At 71.8% G+C, this 14,007-nt stretch carries 13 protein-coding genes; 1 reads left to right on the top strand and 12 read right to left on the bottom strand.

Annotated elements, in window-relative coordinates:
- Positions 1 to 77 precede the first annotated feature (77 nt).
- Positions 78 to 2,435, bottom strand: a complete 2,358-nt coding sequence (locus tag ABD327_RS33855) for a glycoside hydrolase family 3 protein (RefSeq protein ID WP_344457018.1) — start codon at positions 2,433 to 2,435, stop codon at positions 78 to 80.
- Positions 2,436 to 2,661: 226 nt separating this feature from the next.
- Between ABD327_RS33855 and mftR the strand changes: the two genes are divergently transcribed.
- On the top strand, positions 2,662 to 3,315 hold the full coding sequence (gene mftR / locus ABD327_RS33850; protein ID WP_344457016.1) for a mycofactocin system transcriptional regulator: 654 nt from the start codon (positions 2,662 to 2,664) through the stop codon (positions 3,313 to 3,315).
- Here mftR and mftG read toward each other — a convergent pair.
- The 11 genes from mftG to ABD327_RS33795 all read right to left on the bottom strand — a co-directional run bounded on the left by mftG (position 3,241) and on the right by ABD327_RS33795 (position 13,743).
- Positions 3,241 to 4,767 carry a mycofactocin dehydrogenase MftG gene (gene mftG, locus ABD327_RS33845; protein ID WP_344457014.1) on the bottom strand — a complete coding sequence of 509 codons (1,527 nt, stop codon included), beginning with the start codon at positions 4,765 to 4,767 and terminating at the stop codon, positions 3,241 to 3,243. The two genes, mftR and mftG, sit on opposite strands and share 75 nt — an antisense overlap.
- Before the next feature lie 138 nt (positions 4,768 to 4,905).
- Positions 4,906 to 5,388 carry a hypothetical protein gene (locus tag ABD327_RS33840; protein WP_344457012.1) on the bottom strand — a complete coding sequence of 161 codons (483 nt, stop codon included), beginning with the start codon at positions 5,386 to 5,388 and terminating at the stop codon, positions 4,906 to 4,908.
- An 11-nt stretch (positions 5,389 to 5,399) separates the two neighbouring features.
- On the bottom strand, positions 5,400 to 6,005 hold the full coding sequence (locus tag ABD327_RS33835; protein ID WP_344457010.1) for a TetR/AcrR family transcriptional regulator: 606 nt from the start codon (positions 6,003 to 6,005) through the stop codon (positions 5,400 to 5,402).
- A 195-nt stretch (positions 6,006 to 6,200) separates the two neighbouring features.
- On the bottom strand, positions 6,201 to 7,367 hold the full coding sequence (locus tag ABD327_RS33830; RefSeq protein WP_344457008.1) for an acyl-CoA dehydrogenase family protein: 1,167 nt from the start codon (positions 7,365 to 7,367) through the stop codon (positions 6,201 to 6,203).
- A 9-nt stretch (positions 7,368 to 7,376) separates the two neighbouring features.
- On the bottom strand, positions 7,377 to 8,102 hold the full coding sequence (locus ABD327_RS33825) for an enoyl-CoA hydratase-related protein (RefSeq protein WP_344457006.1): 726 nt from the start codon (positions 8,100 to 8,102) through the stop codon (positions 7,377 to 7,379).
- A gap of 109 nt (positions 8,103 to 8,211) precedes the next feature.
- Complete coding sequence (locus tag ABD327_RS33820; protein ID WP_344457004.1) at positions 8,212 to 8,520, bottom strand: hypothetical protein; 309 nt, start codon at positions 8,518 to 8,520, stop codon at positions 8,212 to 8,214.
- Positions 8,517 to 8,870, bottom strand: a complete 354-nt coding sequence (locus ABD327_RS33815) for a hypothetical protein (protein ID WP_344457002.1) — start codon at positions 8,868 to 8,870, stop codon at positions 8,517 to 8,519. Before ABD327_RS33815 ends, ABD327_RS33820 begins: the two co-directional genes overlap by 4 nt.
- A complete protein-coding gene (locus ABD327_RS33810) occupies positions 8,867 to 9,574 on the bottom strand; it encodes an ABC transporter ATP-binding protein (protein ID WP_344457000.1) in 708 nt (235 codons plus the stop codon). Before ABD327_RS33810 ends, ABD327_RS33815 begins: the two co-directional genes overlap by 4 nt.
- Positions 9,571 to 10,257 (bottom strand): ABC transporter ATP-binding protein, encoded by a 687-nt coding sequence (locus ABD327_RS33805; protein ID WP_344456998.1) that lies wholly within the window; start codon positions 10,255 to 10,257, stop codon positions 9,571 to 9,573. The genes ABD327_RS33810 and ABD327_RS33805 overlap by 4 nt, the downstream gene beginning before the upstream one ends.
- Before the next feature lie 4 nt (positions 10,258 to 10,261).
- A complete protein-coding gene (locus ABD327_RS33800; protein WP_344456996.1) occupies positions 10,262 to 12,376 on the bottom strand; it encodes a branched-chain amino acid ABC transporter permease in 2,115 nt (704 codons plus the stop codon).
- Positions 12,376 to 13,743: an ABC transporter substrate-binding protein gene (locus ABD327_RS33795; RefSeq protein WP_344456994.1), complete on the bottom strand. Its 1,368-nt coding sequence runs from the start codon at positions 13,741 to 13,743 to the stop codon at positions 12,376 to 12,378. The genes ABD327_RS33800 and ABD327_RS33795 overlap by 1 nt, the downstream gene beginning before the upstream one ends.
- Positions 13,744 to 14,007 lie beyond the last annotated feature (264 nt).

Here is a 14,007-nt window from a genome sequence, read left to right as displayed (position 1 = left end):
GCCGACATCATCCCCGTCATCGGCCCTTCACACTCCGTTATCGGCGAAAACGGAGCACCTCGGCGACGGATTCCGGCTCAGGGGTGGGCGAGCGGGGTGGTGAGGGGGGTGTCGGTCAGCGAGTGGCCGGTGTGGAGGAGGTAGTCACCGGGGATGGGGCGCCAGGCGCCGTCGCGCCAGATGGAGAAGGCGCGTTCGGGGAGGGGCAGGGTGGCGGTGACGGGTTCGCCGGGGGCCGCTTCGACGACGGTGAAGGCCACCAGCCAGCGGGGCGGGCGGTTCTCGTCGCGGCGGGCGGGGGCCAGGTAGACCTGGACGACCTCGCGCCCGTGGCGGGTGCCGGTGTTGCGAAGGGTGACGGTCAGGGCGTCGCCGGTGTGGTCGGCCTTCTCGTAGGACCAGGTGGTGTAGCCCAGGCCGGAGCCGAACTCGTAGGCCGGCGGGGTGTCCGTGCGCAGCCAGGCGCGGTAGCCGACGAAGACGTCCTCCTCGTAGCGCATGACGCCGTCGACCGGGGCCACCTCGGTGACGGGGCAGTCCTCCAGGACGGCGGGCCAGGTGGTGGGGAGGCGTCCGCCGGGCTCGGCGCGGCCGGTGAGGACGTCGGCGAGCGCGTGGCCGGCCTCCTGGCCGGGGAACCAGGTGAGCAGGACGGCGGAGACGTCGTCGCGCCAGGGCATCTCGACGGGGGAACCGGCGTTGACCACGACGATCGTGCGCGGGTTGGCGGCGGCCACGCGGGCCACCATTTCGTCCTGGCGGCCGGGCAGTTCCAGGGAGGCGCGGTCGAAGCCCTCGCTCTCGACCTCCTTGGACGTGCCGACGACCACGACCGCCACGTCGGCGGCCGCGGCTGCGGCCTCCGCCTCGGCCAGGAGCACGTCGGGGTCCGGCGTCGGTTCGCGGTGCATCAGGCCGAACCCGACGAACGGCAGCGGCATCCGGCCCTTCGGCGGGCGGTGCGTCAGCTCCACCTCGATCTCCGTGTCCTTCTCCAGGTGGACGGGGAAGACCGTCTGCGGCGGGGAGAAGAACGCGGCGAACGGGTCCTCGCCGTCGTGGGCGACGGTCCCGTCGAACAGCACGTCGCCGCCGACCGTGAGCTCGAACGCGCCGACGCCCTCGATCGCGATCCGGTGTTCGCCGGTCGCCTGCGGGATGAGGGTGCCGCGCATCGCGACGGAGCCGAGTTCGGCGTGGTCGACCCCTTCGGGCATCTGGCCGACCCACTGCAGCGAGCCGTCCGGCTGGGCGTACTCGCCGAGGACCTTCCCCGAGGCGTCGCGGGCGGTGGTCCGCAGGGGGAACACGGCCGGGTTGAGCCGCCGGCTCGGGTCGGCTCCGCGCGCGTACACCACGTCGAGCCCGGCGCTCTCCAGCCCCTCCAGCGGGGAGACGACGTGCGACGGGAAGACCTGGGCGCTGCCGCCGCCCATCACGCGCGCCTCCTTGGCCAGGCCGCCGATCAGCGCGACGCGGGGGGCTCCGGCGAGCGGCAGGACGCCGTCGTTGCGCAGCAGGGTGAACGAGCGGGCCGCCACCTCGCGGGCGAGCGCCTGCCCGTCCACCGGCGGGAGCTCCGCCGGGGACTCCGGGGACCTCAAGGGCGAGGTGCGCTTCGCCAGGTCCAGGACCCGCTGGACGTGCTCGTCGAGCACCTCCTCCGGCACCGAGCCCGCGCGGACGGCCTCGGCCAGCGCGGGCCCGTAGACCTTCGAGGGGCCGGGCATCGCGACGTCCAGCCCGCCGAGCGCGGCCCGGACGGTGCGGCGCGCGCCGAACCAGTCGGACACGACGACCCCGTCGAAGCCCCACTCCCCGCGCAGGACGTCGTTGAGCAGCCTGCCGTGCTCGCTCATGGGGGTGCCGTTGACGCCGTTGTAGGCGGCCATGATCCCGTACGGGGCGGCCTCGCGGACGACGATCTCGAACGGCAGCAGGTACAGCTCGCGCAGCGCGCGTTCGGACACCACGACGTCCGCCGTCATGCGCTCGGTCTCGAAGTCGTTGGCCACGAAGTGCTTGACGGTCACCGCCACGCCGCCGGACTGCACCCCTTGGACGTAGGCCGCGGCCAGCTCGCCGGTGAGCAGCGGGTCCTCGGAGAAGCATTCGAAGTGCCGCCCGCCGAGGGGCGAGCGGTGCAGGTTGACGGTCGGGGCGAGCAGGACGTGAACCCCCTTGCGTCGGGCCTCCTGCGCCAGGAGGGCCCCGACCCGGCGGGCGAGGCCGGTGTCCCAGGTGGCGGCCAGGGCGGTGGGGCTGGGCAGCGCGATCGACGGGTCCCCCGCCGTCCACCGCGTGCCGCGCACGCCGACGGGCCCGTCCGACATGACGAGCCCGCCGAAGCCGAGTTCCGGCACGGCGGGCAGCGTCCACATGTCCTGTCCCGCCAGCAGGCGGGCTCTGGCCTCGACGGGGACGGGCCGGTCCATCAGAGAGCTCCTCGCGGTGTCGATCCCCCGCAGACCACAAGCACGATGCGAGGCATGCCGGAACAGTACGGTCGTCTACCGAGCGCCAGATAACTCACGTTACCATTCTGTTACCCACCCAGGGGGCGAGTATGCCCTCCGTTCCGGTTCCTCCCCCGGCGCGGAAAGCCGACGCGGAGACCTCCCGCCGTGACAGCCTGGTGTCCGTGAAAGAAGAGGAGGCCGTGTGAAGCCGACCATGGGAAGGCCGCGGGTGACGTCGCGGGCGGCGCTGGAGCGGCTGGCCTTCGAGTTGTTCGCGCGGCGCGGCTTCGACGACACGACGGTGGACGACATCGCGGCCGCGGCGGGCATCGGAAGGCGGACGTTCTTCCGCTACTTCCCCTCCAAGAACGACCTCGTGTGGGGCGACTTCGAGGAGCACCTGCTGAGGCTGCGGGAACTGCTCGCCAAAAGCGACCCGCGGGCGCCCATGGCGGACGCCCTGCGCCGGGCGGTCGTGGAGTTCAACCGCTTCGACGTCGCGGACGTGCCGTGGCACCGGCAGCGGATGGAGCTCATCCTGCGCGTGCCGACGCTGCAGGCCGACGCGACCCTGCGCTACGCGTCCTGGCGGGGCATCATCACGGAGTTCGTGGCGGAGCGCACCGGCCTGCCGCCGTCCGCGATGTTCCCCCGGCTCGCCGGGTACACCCTGCTGTCCGCGGCGATGGCGGCCTACGAGCACTGGCTCTTCGAGGGCCCGGAGAGCGACCTCTCGGTGCTGCTGGACGGGGCCATCCGGCAGGTGGAGGCGGGGCTCGGATCAGGAGCGCTCCCGGCGGACGGCGTCGGCGATCAGCTCGCCCAGGAGGACGGCGGTGGCGGCGGGTCCGCGTAGCGGGGCCGTCGGGAGGATCGAGGTGTCGGCGACGCGGAGTCCGGTCACGCCGTGCACCCTGCCCCGGGCGTCGACCGCGCCGAGCCCGCCCATCGGGACGGTGCCGCAGGTGTGCTGGGACGTGCCGAGGCGGGAGCGGATCCAGCCGTCCAGGGCTCGGTCGTCGTCGAGGGTCCGCGGTTCCGGCCCCAGCAGGCCCGCGGAGACCTCGGCGAAGGCTCCGGTGGCGGCCACGTCGGCCGCGGCACGGACGGCTTCCCGCATGAGGCGGCGGTCGTCCGGGGTCTCGAGGTAGCCGTAGTCGATGCGGGGAGGCACCGACGGGTCCGCGGACTCCGTGCTCAGCACGCCCGTCCTCCTGGGGGTCTGGACGGAGACGAGGAAGGGCAGCGGCGCGCCGGGAGGCGCCGCCTCTCCGACCAGAGCGGCCGGAGAGGCGAGGGACTGCAGGATCTCCAGGTCTCCCGGATGCTCCCCGGTCGAGGACGACAGGTGCAGGACGCCGCCCAGCCAGGACCCGGACGGCGCGGGCAGGGGGCGGCGGGGCGTCCACTCCAGCATCACCTGGGGATGGTCGCTGAGGGCGGCTCCGACGGCGGGGAGATCCTGGACGACGGGGATGCCGAGGCGGGTGAGCTCCTTCTCCGGGCCGATGCCCGACAGGTGCAGCAGGTGCGGGGTGGCGAAGGCCCCCGCGCACAGGATGATCTCGCCCGCCTCCATGACGGTCCGCCGCCCGCGGTGCTCGACGAGCACGCCGGTGGCGCGTCCCCGGTCGAACAGCACCGACAGCACCGCGTGGTCTCCGAGCACCGTGAGGTTGGGCCTGTCCAGCACGCCCAGCAGGTAGGCGAGGCCGGTGTTGACGCGGCGTCCGCCGACGGAGTTCGACGGGACGGGGCCGAAGCCCGGGGCGTCCTGAGCGTTCTTGTCGGGTTCGTCAGGGAAGCCCAGCTCATGCGCGGCGGCGCGGAACGCCTCGGCGGCGGGGTGCCGCAGGTCTGCGCGGCGGACCGGGATCGGCCCTTCGTCCCCGTGGAGGGGGCCGGCACCCAGGTCGAGGTCATTCTCCAGGGCTCGCAGGAACGGGAGCACCCGCTCGTAGGACCAGAACGGGTCGCCCGCCTCGGCCGACCAGCGGTCGAAGTCCGCGCGGCGGGCACGGACGAAGTAGCCGCCGTTCACGGTGGTCGATCCGCCGAGCACGCGGCCCCTGAGCGCGGCGTACAGGCGGCCGGGGATGAGGTGCGCGGCATGCGCGCGGGTGAACGGGTGGCCCGCACGCGCGCCGGGGACGCGCCGGGCGTCCAGCAGGTCCGGCGGGAAGCCCTCGCGGGGCACCGGACCGGCCTCTAGGACCACGACCTGGCGGTCGGCGTCCTCGCTGAGCCGGGCCGCCAGCACGGCCCCGGCGCCGCCCGCGCCGACCACCAGGACCTCAGGACGCTCCACCGCGGCCCCCTTTTTCGGCACTCGATGCGCTTAGTATGCACCGGCGAGGAGGCGCCGTCTCGCCCCGGGCGTTTTCACGCGCCCCTCGGAGCGGAGTCCGGAAGACCGCTCGGAAGCCGCCTTCCGGACCTCGGAGAATCAGGCGCTCCGGCTCTGGCGGGAGAGGCGGAGCAGCTCGCCGGGACCGAACAGCTCGATGACCTCGCCCCGGTCGGCCTTGACGGCGGTGGCCCCCAGCGCCTGGGCCTTGAACGCGCGCGCGGCGGCGCTCAGCCGGTGCCGCACCGCGCAGGCGCCGCCCGCTCCGTCCGTCGACCAGTACTCGCCCCAGAGCCTGATCTCGGTCACGCCCTCGTCGAGCACCTGGAGCACCCGGTCCTGGATGCGCTTGTCCGCGCCGTACAGCTCCGCGTCGATCGCGATGGCCTGGGGCCGGGGGCCCTCGAACCGGCAGGACAGGGCGGACTCCAGGTCCAGGGGGCGGGCGCCGAGGATCCGCAGCGGGCGGTCGTCCCCTCCGTCGGGGGTGAGGACCAGGACGTCCCACCCGGCCATCACCCGGTCGAACAGCCATCCGCCGGCGAACTTCACCACCTCGGCCTTGTTCGGGGCCGCCACCACCAGCCGGGGCTTCAGGGAACTGAAGGCCTGGCGAGCTGCCTCGCGAGTGAACGGGTGTACTCCCCGAACACCTCGGTCAATGGAATCGAAGGGTCGAGCAGCCATGATGCCTCTATCCCGTTGAGAAAGGCGATGATCTCCACGGCCTTGACGGCCGGATCCAGGTCTGTGCGGTAGAGCCCGGCGCGCTGGCCCCTGCGGATGTTCTCGGCGACGAGGTGGACCGAGAGCCGCTCCCTGGTCAGGAAGCGCTCGTGCAGGGGAGCTCCGGGATCGAGGTTCTCCATGCGGAGGACGGCGAACGTCCCGATCAGTTCCGGGGCCTCCAGGAACCGCTCGGCGACCTTCTCCAACTGCTCGATGATGTCGCCCGTCAACTCGGCACGGGCGTCGTCGTAGGCGTCCCGCGCGTCGATCACCGCATGGAGCAGTTGTTCTTTCGACTCGAAGTGGTGCAGCAGGCCCGCGGGGGTCACCCCGGCCTCCTTGGCGATCTGGCCGAGTGTCGTGTTGCGCCACCCGTTCCGGGTCAGGAGCCGCTGTGCGACGGCCAGGATCCGCTGCCTCCGGTCCTCTCCCTTGGCGAGGAGGGAGGCGTAGGGCCGCTGGTCGGACATCCTCTCCTCCTTCCCGGAACCTGCTGAACCCACATTAAGTCGGTTCCAAGACCGTGACAACCGTCACATCAACGTAATTTTTCACTTACTACTGATTTTTCAGGAGAAGCCGCTTCTCAGTGTTCATAACCCAGCGGACCCCCGATCGCAACCGACCGGGGGCCCGCGCGCCGAGCCCTCGCGAGAGGACCCTTCTCACCAGCCCAGACGCCCCTTGCCCGACACCAGGGACCTGGCGATCACCAGGCGCTGGACGTCGTTCGTCCCCTCCCCGATGGCCATCAGCGGCGCGTCCCGGTACAGCCGCTCGACGACGAACTCCGCCGAGTAGCCGTAACCGCCGTGGATGCGCATCGACTCCAGCGAGCACTTGATGGCGGTCTCGGAGGCGTACATCTTCGCCATGCCCGCCTCCATGTCCACCCGGCCTCCGCCCGACTGGGACCGCGAAGCCGCCCAGTACGTCAGCAGCCGCGCGGCCTGGATCTCGGTCGCCATGTCGGCCAGCTTCAACTGGATGGCCTGGAAGTCCGAGATCGGCTTGCCGAAGGCCTCACGCTCGCGCGAGTAGCCCAGCGCCGCGTCGTAGGCCGCCTGCGCCACGCCCACCGCCCTGGCCGCGATGTTGATCCGGCCGATCTCCAGCCCGCCCAGAACCTGCTGGAGGCCACGTCCTTCGACCCCGCCCAGCAGGTTCTCCACCGGCACCCGAACCCCGTCGAGGACGAGTTCGCTGGTCTCCGGACCCTTGTAGCCCATCTTGGGCAGGTCCCGGGTGACGGTGAAGCCCGGCGAGGAGGTGTCCATCAGCAGCACCGACATAGCCTCGTGCCCGCCGTCCGCCCTCCCCGTCTTCACCAGGACGGGGAACATGCCGGCGACCCTGGCGTTGGTGATCCAGGTCTTGGCGCCCGACACCACGTAGTGGTCGCCGTCCCGGACCGCCGTCGTCCTGATGCCCTGCAGGTCGGTTCCCGCCCCCGGCTCGGTCAGGCAGATGCCCGAGCGCACCTCGCCGGTCGCCATCCTCGGCAACCAGTGCGCCTTCTGCTCCGGCGTGCCGTTGCGGGCGACGATCCAGCAGGCGACCGAGTGCGGCCCGAACAGCCCGGCCGCGCCCAGCCAGGCGCGGGCGATCTCCTCGAACGCCAAGGCGTAGGAGACGCGGTCGGCCTCGAGGCCGCCGTACTCCTCCGGGACGTTCAGGCCGTACAGCCCGAACTCCTTGAAGCTCTCGACGATCTCCGCCGGGTACCTGCCGGTCCGCTCCCACTCGGGCGCTACCGGCATGATCTCCTTCTCGGCGTAGTCGCGGAGCGTCCGCCGGAACAGTTCCTGCTCTTCACTCAGCTCGAAGTCCACTGTCCCCTGCTACCTTCCCGTCCATGTCGGCGGCCTGCGTTCCGCGAACGCCCGCGCGCCCTCCTTCGCGTCGGCGCTCTTGAAGACCTCGTCGACCTCCGCGGGAGTGCACCACCGCTGCTCGCGCATCAGCTTCTTGGTCATGGCGACGCCGAGCGGGCCGTTCTCCGCGATCCGCCCGGCCAGCGCCATGGCCTCGGCCAGCACCCGGCCGGCCGGAACCACCCGGTTCACCAGGCCCGCTTCCAGGGCCCGCTCCGCGGTGACCGGATCGCCGGTCAATCCCATCTCCAGCGCCAGCGCCATCGGCACCCGCGCGGAGAGCGCGGTGCCGCCGCCCGCCGCGAACAGGCCGCGCCTGACCTCGGAGATGCCCAGCTTCGCGCCCTCGGCCGCGACGACCAGGTCGCAGGCGAGCATCAGCTCGAAACCCCCGCCCAGCGCGGAGCCGTTCAGCGCCGCGACGACCGGGGTGGCGACGCTGCGGTGGAAGAACCACACCAGCGCCTTGATGCTCCCGCCCGCCGCGAACGCCTTCAGGTCGAGCCCGGAGCAGAAGACCGTGCCGGAGCCCGTCAGCACGATCGCCCGGACCTCGGTGTCGGCCTCGGCGGCGCGCAGCACCGCCGAGAGCTCCTCCATCAGCCCGGGATCGAGGGCGTTGCGGACCTCTGGTCGGTTCAGCGTCACCACCAGCACGTTGCCGACCCGCTCGGTCAGCACCACGTCGCTCACCGGGCGGCTCCCGTCGCGGCGCGGGCGCACCGCCGGAAGCCTTCGGACTTCCTCTCGGGGGCGATCAGAATCATGTCGTCCTCGCTCATGGCTGTTCTCATCGGCCCGATCAGTCCGAGGCGGGCAGCGGCTTGGCCGCCTTGAGGGTCATCGGGACGCCGTCGCAGCTCAGCTCGCCCGTACCGGAGGAGGTGCAGAGCACCTCGAGGGTGTCGTCGGCGTTGACGTAGCGCTTGCCGATGAGCGTGGCGGCCTCCCCGCCGGAGGCGGGGACGGGCTGCGCGGAACCGGCGGGGACCATCGGGCTGCCCCCGCAGGCGAGCGCCGCGCCGCCCGCGGGAGCGCGCACGACGACGACCTTCGCGGCGCAGACGGTGCTGGCGAGCTGCTCCCCCACGCGCGGGTTCGGTGTGGTCATGTCAGTTTCTCCTTTTCCAGAAGGCGGTCCGCGAGGACGGACATGTCGTGGGACTGGCGGGCCATCCAGAAGCGCAGAAAGCCCGTCAGCGAGTACCGCAGGAAGAGCGCCGAGCCGACGACGCTCGCGCAGACCCCGCCGAGGCCGAGGGCGAGGGCGTCCCGCTGGGCGAGCGGGTCGGTGGTGCCGTGCGACATGAGATACGCCGCAGCTCCGAGCACCAGGCCCGCCGCCATCAGGACCGCGCCCGCGCGCAGCCACAGGGCCGCCCGCCCGGCGGACGGGTCGGCGATCTTCAGTTCCGCCAGCTCGCGGACGAAGCGGTCCGCGCGCGTCTCGGTCGAGGTCATCGGGCACTCCCCAGGTAGAGGTCGGAAAGTTCGGCGCGCAGCGCCTCGTCGGGGTCTCCGTGCCGCTCGATCCGGCCGCGCACCAGCACGGCCGCGTGATCGGCGATGTCGAGGACCGCCGCGGCGAACTGCTCGACGACCAGGACCGCCACGCCCTGCCGGGCGATCTCGGCGACCTGCTCGTACAGCTCGGCGACGATGAGAGGGGCCAGGCCCATGGACAGCTCGTCCAGCAGCAGGACGGCCGGATCGGTGGCCAGGCCCCGGGCGAGGGCGAGCATCTGCTGCTCGCCGCCCGACATGGTCCCGGCCGCCTGCGAGGCGCGCCGGGCCAGGATGGGGAAGCGCGCGAACGCGACCTCCTCGACCTCCTCGCGGCTGCGGCCGGTGAAGGTCATCATCAGCAGGTTGTCGCGGACCGACAGGTTCGGGAACACGCCCCGGCCCTCGGGGATCAGGCAGACCCCGGCGCGGGCCAGGTCGCGGGGGTTCGCGCCCGTCACGTCCCGGCCTCCCATCAGCAGCCGCCCGGCCTCGACCGGGTGGACTCCCGCGGCGACCTTCAGCGTCGTCGTCTTGCCCGCCCCGTTCGGTCCGAGCAGAGCCACCACCTGACCCGCGGCGACGCTCAGGGACAGGCCGTGCAGGGCGGTGATTCCGCCGTATCCGGCGCGGACCTCGCGCAGTTCGAGCAGAGCGCTCATGCGTCCCCCAGGTAGGCGGCCAGGACCTTCTCGTCCTGGCGGACCGCCTCCGGCGCGCCGGAGGCGATGATCTTTCCGAGGTCGAGCACGTGCAGGTGGTCGCACACGCTCATGACCAGGCGCATGTCGTGCTCGACGAGGACGACGGTGGTCCCGTCGTCGGCCAGCGAGCGCAGCAGCGCGGCGAACCGCTCGGTCTCCTCGCCGTCCTGGCCCGCCGCGGGTTCGTCCAGCAGGAGGAGCTTGGGCCGGACGGCCAGCGCCCGTCCCACCTCCACCAGGCGGGACGCGCCGGTGGACAGGTCGTCGGCGGGCGTGTCGGCCATCTCCCGCAGGCCGAGCCGTTCGAGGATCCCCGTAACGGCACGGCCGGCCACCCTCCGGTCGGGTCCCAGTTCCGCGGCGACGAGCAGGTTGTCGCGGACGGTCAGCCGTCCGAAGAGCTCCAGCCGCTGGAACGTACGGGCCAGCCCGTGCCGGGAGCGGCGGGCGGGCCCCATCCGGGTGACGTCCTTCCCGTCGAGGACCACCCGGCCCGCCGAGGGCCTGCGCAGCCCGGACACGACGTCGAACAGGGTGCTCTTCCCCGCCCCGTTGGGCCCGATCAGGCCGGTGACCCTGCCGGGCTCGGCGGTCAGGCCGACTCCGTCCAGGGCCCGGTGGCCGCCGAACGAGACGGTCACCCCGCTAACCTCCAGCGATCCCACGGGACAGCACCTCCTCGTCCTCCGCGCGCCAGGGGCGGCGCACACCCCACCACTCGACCGGGACCTCCGCCTTGACGTCCGCCGCCTCCTTCGACTGCGCCCAGGTCCGCAGCGCGAGCGCCAGGACCACCGTGCCGAGGAGGAGGACGGTGTTGCCGATGAGGTCGCCTACCCGCAGGAGCCACAGCACCGCGAACCCGCCGATCAGCGCGGACAGCGCGACGCGGCTGCGGGCCAGCGGCTCCCAGCCGCGCCGCTGCCCCGGGACGATGCCCTCGGGGTGGCGGGCGAAGCCCAGTCCGGCCAGGGCCGGCAGCAGCTGGACGATGTTGTGCGTCCAGGGCGCGACGGCGTTCAGCAGGTGGATGGGCCCCAGGTAGGCGGTTCCGGTGAACAAGCCGTTGCCCACCGCGCCGAGACCGCCGATCACCGCGATCAGGAAGATCGGGAGGCCCGCCACGAAGGTGAACTGGTCGGCGGTCACCGACTGCAGCTGCATCCCGTACAGGACCCCGCCGACCCCGGCGATCCCGGCGCTCAGCGCGAACACCAGGACCCGGGCGACCAGCAGGCTTCCGCCGAGCGTCGCGTAGGCGGCCTCGCTGTCGCGCAGCGCGATCAGCCTGCGCCCGAACCTGCTGAGGCGCAGCGCCGCCACGGCGAGGGAGCCGAGGGCCAGGCAGACGGCCGCGAACACCATCAGTTCCGCGGGCTCGTCCAGCCGGAATCCCAGCAGGCGGGGTCCGGCCATGTCCACCGCGCCCTGGTTGAAGACCGAGATCCTCACCCCCAGCAGCTCGAACGACGGCAGGGTGAAGATCCACCGGTCGAGGACGACGGCGAAGGCCGCGGTCGCCAGCGCCAGGTACACCCCGGACAGGCGCAGCGCGGGCACCGCGATCAGCGCCCCGGCCAGCGCCGACACCGCGAACGCGGCGACCAGCGCCCACGGCTGCCCGTCCGGCGCCAGCTGGCCCCAGACGACCGCGCCGATGCCCGCCATGCTCAGCTGGCACAACGAGATCTGGCCCGCGAAACCCGACAGCGGCACGAACGACAGCGCCACCACTCCGAGCGCGAACATCGGCCCGTAGGAGATGATGTCGACCTCGTCCAGCACCGTCACCAGCACCAGCGAGAAGACGACGATCACCGCGGCGAAGATCCAGGTCCCGCGCATCGTCGGCGTCGGGACCGGGCGGAGCTTGCGGTCCCGGCCGCGCAGCCGCCCGTGCGGGAACAGCAGCAGCGCCAGGAACAGCAGCAGCGCCGGCGCGGCGAGCCGCAGCCCCGGCAGGTACTGGTTCTGCGGCAGGTAGCCGGTCAGGTAGCTCTCCATGCAGCCGACGACGGCCGCGCCGAGGAAGGTCAGCGGCAGGCTCCGCAGCCGGCCGAAGATGGCGGCGGTGTAGGCGCTGACGATCAGCAGGGAGAGCTGGGCGGCGTCCAGGGCGATGGTCGGCGCGATGAGGATGCCGCCGAGCGCCGCGAGCTGGGTGCCGAGGACCCACGCGACGCGGTTGGCCTTGACCGGGTCGGCGCCGGTGAGCCCGACCAGGGCCCGGTCGTCGACGGCCGCCCGCATCTCGGTCCCGGTGCGGGTGCGGTTCAGCAGGATCCACAGGCCCACCGCGACCAGCACCGCGACGGCCATGGTCAGGGCCTGGTGCCAGGTGATCACGGCCGGGCCGATGTGGAGGGGCCGGCGCTCGAAGAAGAAGGTGGTGAGCGGACGGGGCAGGTTGGGGTCCCAGATCCACCGGGCGGCGGCGATGAGGCCGCTCAGCAGGGCGACCGTCATCACCAGCCGCTCGGCTTCCCCGAGGTTCTGGACCGGCCGCAGTACCACCTTCTCGACCAGGAGCCCGAAGGCCGGCGCGAGGACGAGCAGTACCGCGGCCAGTGCCAGGGGAACCGGCCATCCCCACCCGACGGCGAGCTGCCAGTAGGCGAATGCCGACAGCATGCCCGCCGCCCCGTGCGCGAAGTTGAACACGCCGGTCGTGGTGTAGGTGAGCACCAGTCCGCTGCCGATGACGGCGTAGACGGCCGCGGTGCTCAGGCCTACGACCCCGAAGATGAGGAACTGTTCCATTACTTGAAGTCGCTCAGGCTCTTGCCGATGTCGGCGAGGGTCAGCGGCTTGCCGTAGTCGGCGGTGAACTTGTAGGCGGGGGCGTCGCAGCGGTAGGCGCCGGTGTCGGGCTTGAAGTCAGCGGGCTTCCAGCCCTCCGGGGTGGCCTTCTCGACGTTGAAGCACTTCTGCGGAGCGTCCAGCTGCGACAGGTCGATGGGGGCCTGCAGTCCTCCTCCGCTCCAAGCGGTCTCCTTCAGGGCCGCCTCGTAGACGCACTTGCGGGTGAGGTCGTCACCGCAGCTCGCGGCCGACTTGGCGAACAGCGTCCAGGCCACGAAGGCGCGGACGACCTGCAGGGTCACCTGCTTGTCCGGAGCGTACTTCTTGAACAGGTCGAGGACCTGCTGGGTCGCCGGGTTCTGCGCGGCGTTCTCCAGCGGGAACACCCCGCCGAGGTCGGCCAGGTTGTTCTGCGCGGCGACCGCCGGGCCGGCGAGCTGGAGGAACGCCGGGCCGTAGGAGTTGCTGTTGGCGTCGATCCAGTCGAGCTTGTAGTCGATGTTGGTCAGGACCTGCTCCAGCTTGGCGAGGCTGGCGAAGTCGCCGAGGAACACCAGGCCCTTGACGCCCTTGCTCTTGATGGCCTGGGCGTAGGGGGTCCAGTCGGAGACGCCCTGGGTCGGGTAGAGCTCGCTGTAGGAGATCTTCGCCCCCGCGGCGGTGAGCATCTCCTTGGTCTGGCCCTCGAGGACCTTGGTGACCGGGGTGTCGCCGGAGATGACCCCGACGGAGCCCGCCGAGCCGGGGTATCCCTCCTTGATGATCCAGGTGTAGTACCCGGCGTACGGGCTGTAGGAGGAGCCGCCGGCGACCGTCTCGATCTGCAGGTCCGAGCCGGTGTTCTGCATCTGGCTCGCCTGCGCGGGGAAGGCCGGCAGCAGGCAGTTCAGCCGGTCCTTGACGCCCATGGCGTCGAGCGCGGAGCCGCCGCCGACGATGAAGAAGTCCTCGCGGCAGGACTCGAGCATCCGCTGGCGGACCTCCATGAACTTGGAGTCCCTGGTCTTGGGGGCGAGCTTGCGGCCGTTGATCCCGCCGGCCTCGTTGCACCACTTGGCGAACACCTCGGCGGCGTCCACGAACTCCGTCTTCTTGGTGAAGCCGATGTCGGTGAAGACGCCGAGCTGGATCTCCGCGCCGACGCCCTGGGCGGACTTGCTCTTGGCGTCTCCCGGCTGGCAGAGGCCCTTCAGATCACCGAAGTCCGCCGCGGCGGCCGGCGTGCCGCCGTCGGGTGTCTCTTCATCGCCGGAACCGCTGCGGCCGCATCCTGCGGCCAGAAGGGAGACCGCCAGAAGGGCGGCCAGCGTTTTCTTCGTTCTCATGGAGGGTCCTCCTCAGCGCTGTCCCCCGACCAGCTGATGGATGCGTGTTCTGCAAGGTGGGGTGAGCTCGGGACTGAGACGAGACGGCGCCTTCGGTTCCCGTCTAGCATTCTCCTCTCAGTGAGAGGAAACTAGCTTCTCCTGAGCAGAGAATCAACCATTCACCGGAACGTCCACGGCGGGCCCGCCTTCTCCCCCGCCCGCATTGACGCGGCACCCCTCCTCATGAAAACCTTCAACTCAGAAATGAGAATGACATTCTCT

This window comes from Actinocorallia aurantiaca (assembly GCF_039533685.1).
GTDB classification, from domain to species: domain Bacteria; phylum Actinomycetota; class Actinomycetes; order Streptosporangiales; family Streptosporangiaceae; genus Actinocorallia; species Actinocorallia aurantiaca.
Note: the sequence above shows the minus strand (reverse complement) of the source record. Positions and strands in the feature narration are given on the sequence as shown.

Bases quoted from the DNA above. Each gene is read 5' to 3' on its own strand.
- ABD327_RS33800 (WP_344456996.1), bottom strand. From the start codon at position 12,376: ATGGAACAGTTCCTCATCTTCGGGGTCGTAGGCCTGAGCACCGCGGCC.
- ABD327_RS33820 (WP_344457004.1), bottom strand. From the start codon at position 8,520: ATGACCACACCGAACCCGCGCGTGGGGGAGCAGCTCGCCAGCACCGTC.
- ABD327_RS33855 (WP_344457018.1), bottom strand. From the start codon at position 2,435: ATGGACCGGCCCGTCCCCGTCGAGGCCAGAGCCCGCCTGCTGGCGGGA.
- ABD327_RS33835 (WP_344457010.1), bottom strand. From the start codon at position 6,005: ATGTCCGACCAGCGGCCCTACGCCTCCCTCCTCGCCAAGGGAGAGGAC.
- ABD327_RS33815 (WP_344457002.1), bottom strand. From the start codon at position 8,870: ATGACCTCGACCGAGACGCGCGCGGACCGCTTCGTCCGCGAGCTGGCG.
- ABD327_RS33795 (WP_344456994.1), bottom strand. From the start codon at position 13,743: ATGAGAACGAAGAAAACGCTGGCCGCCCTTCTGGCGGTCTCCCTTCTG.
- ABD327_RS33810 (WP_344457000.1), bottom strand. From the start codon at position 9,574: ATGAGCGCTCTGCTCGAACTGCGCGAGGTCCGCGCCGGATACGGCGGA.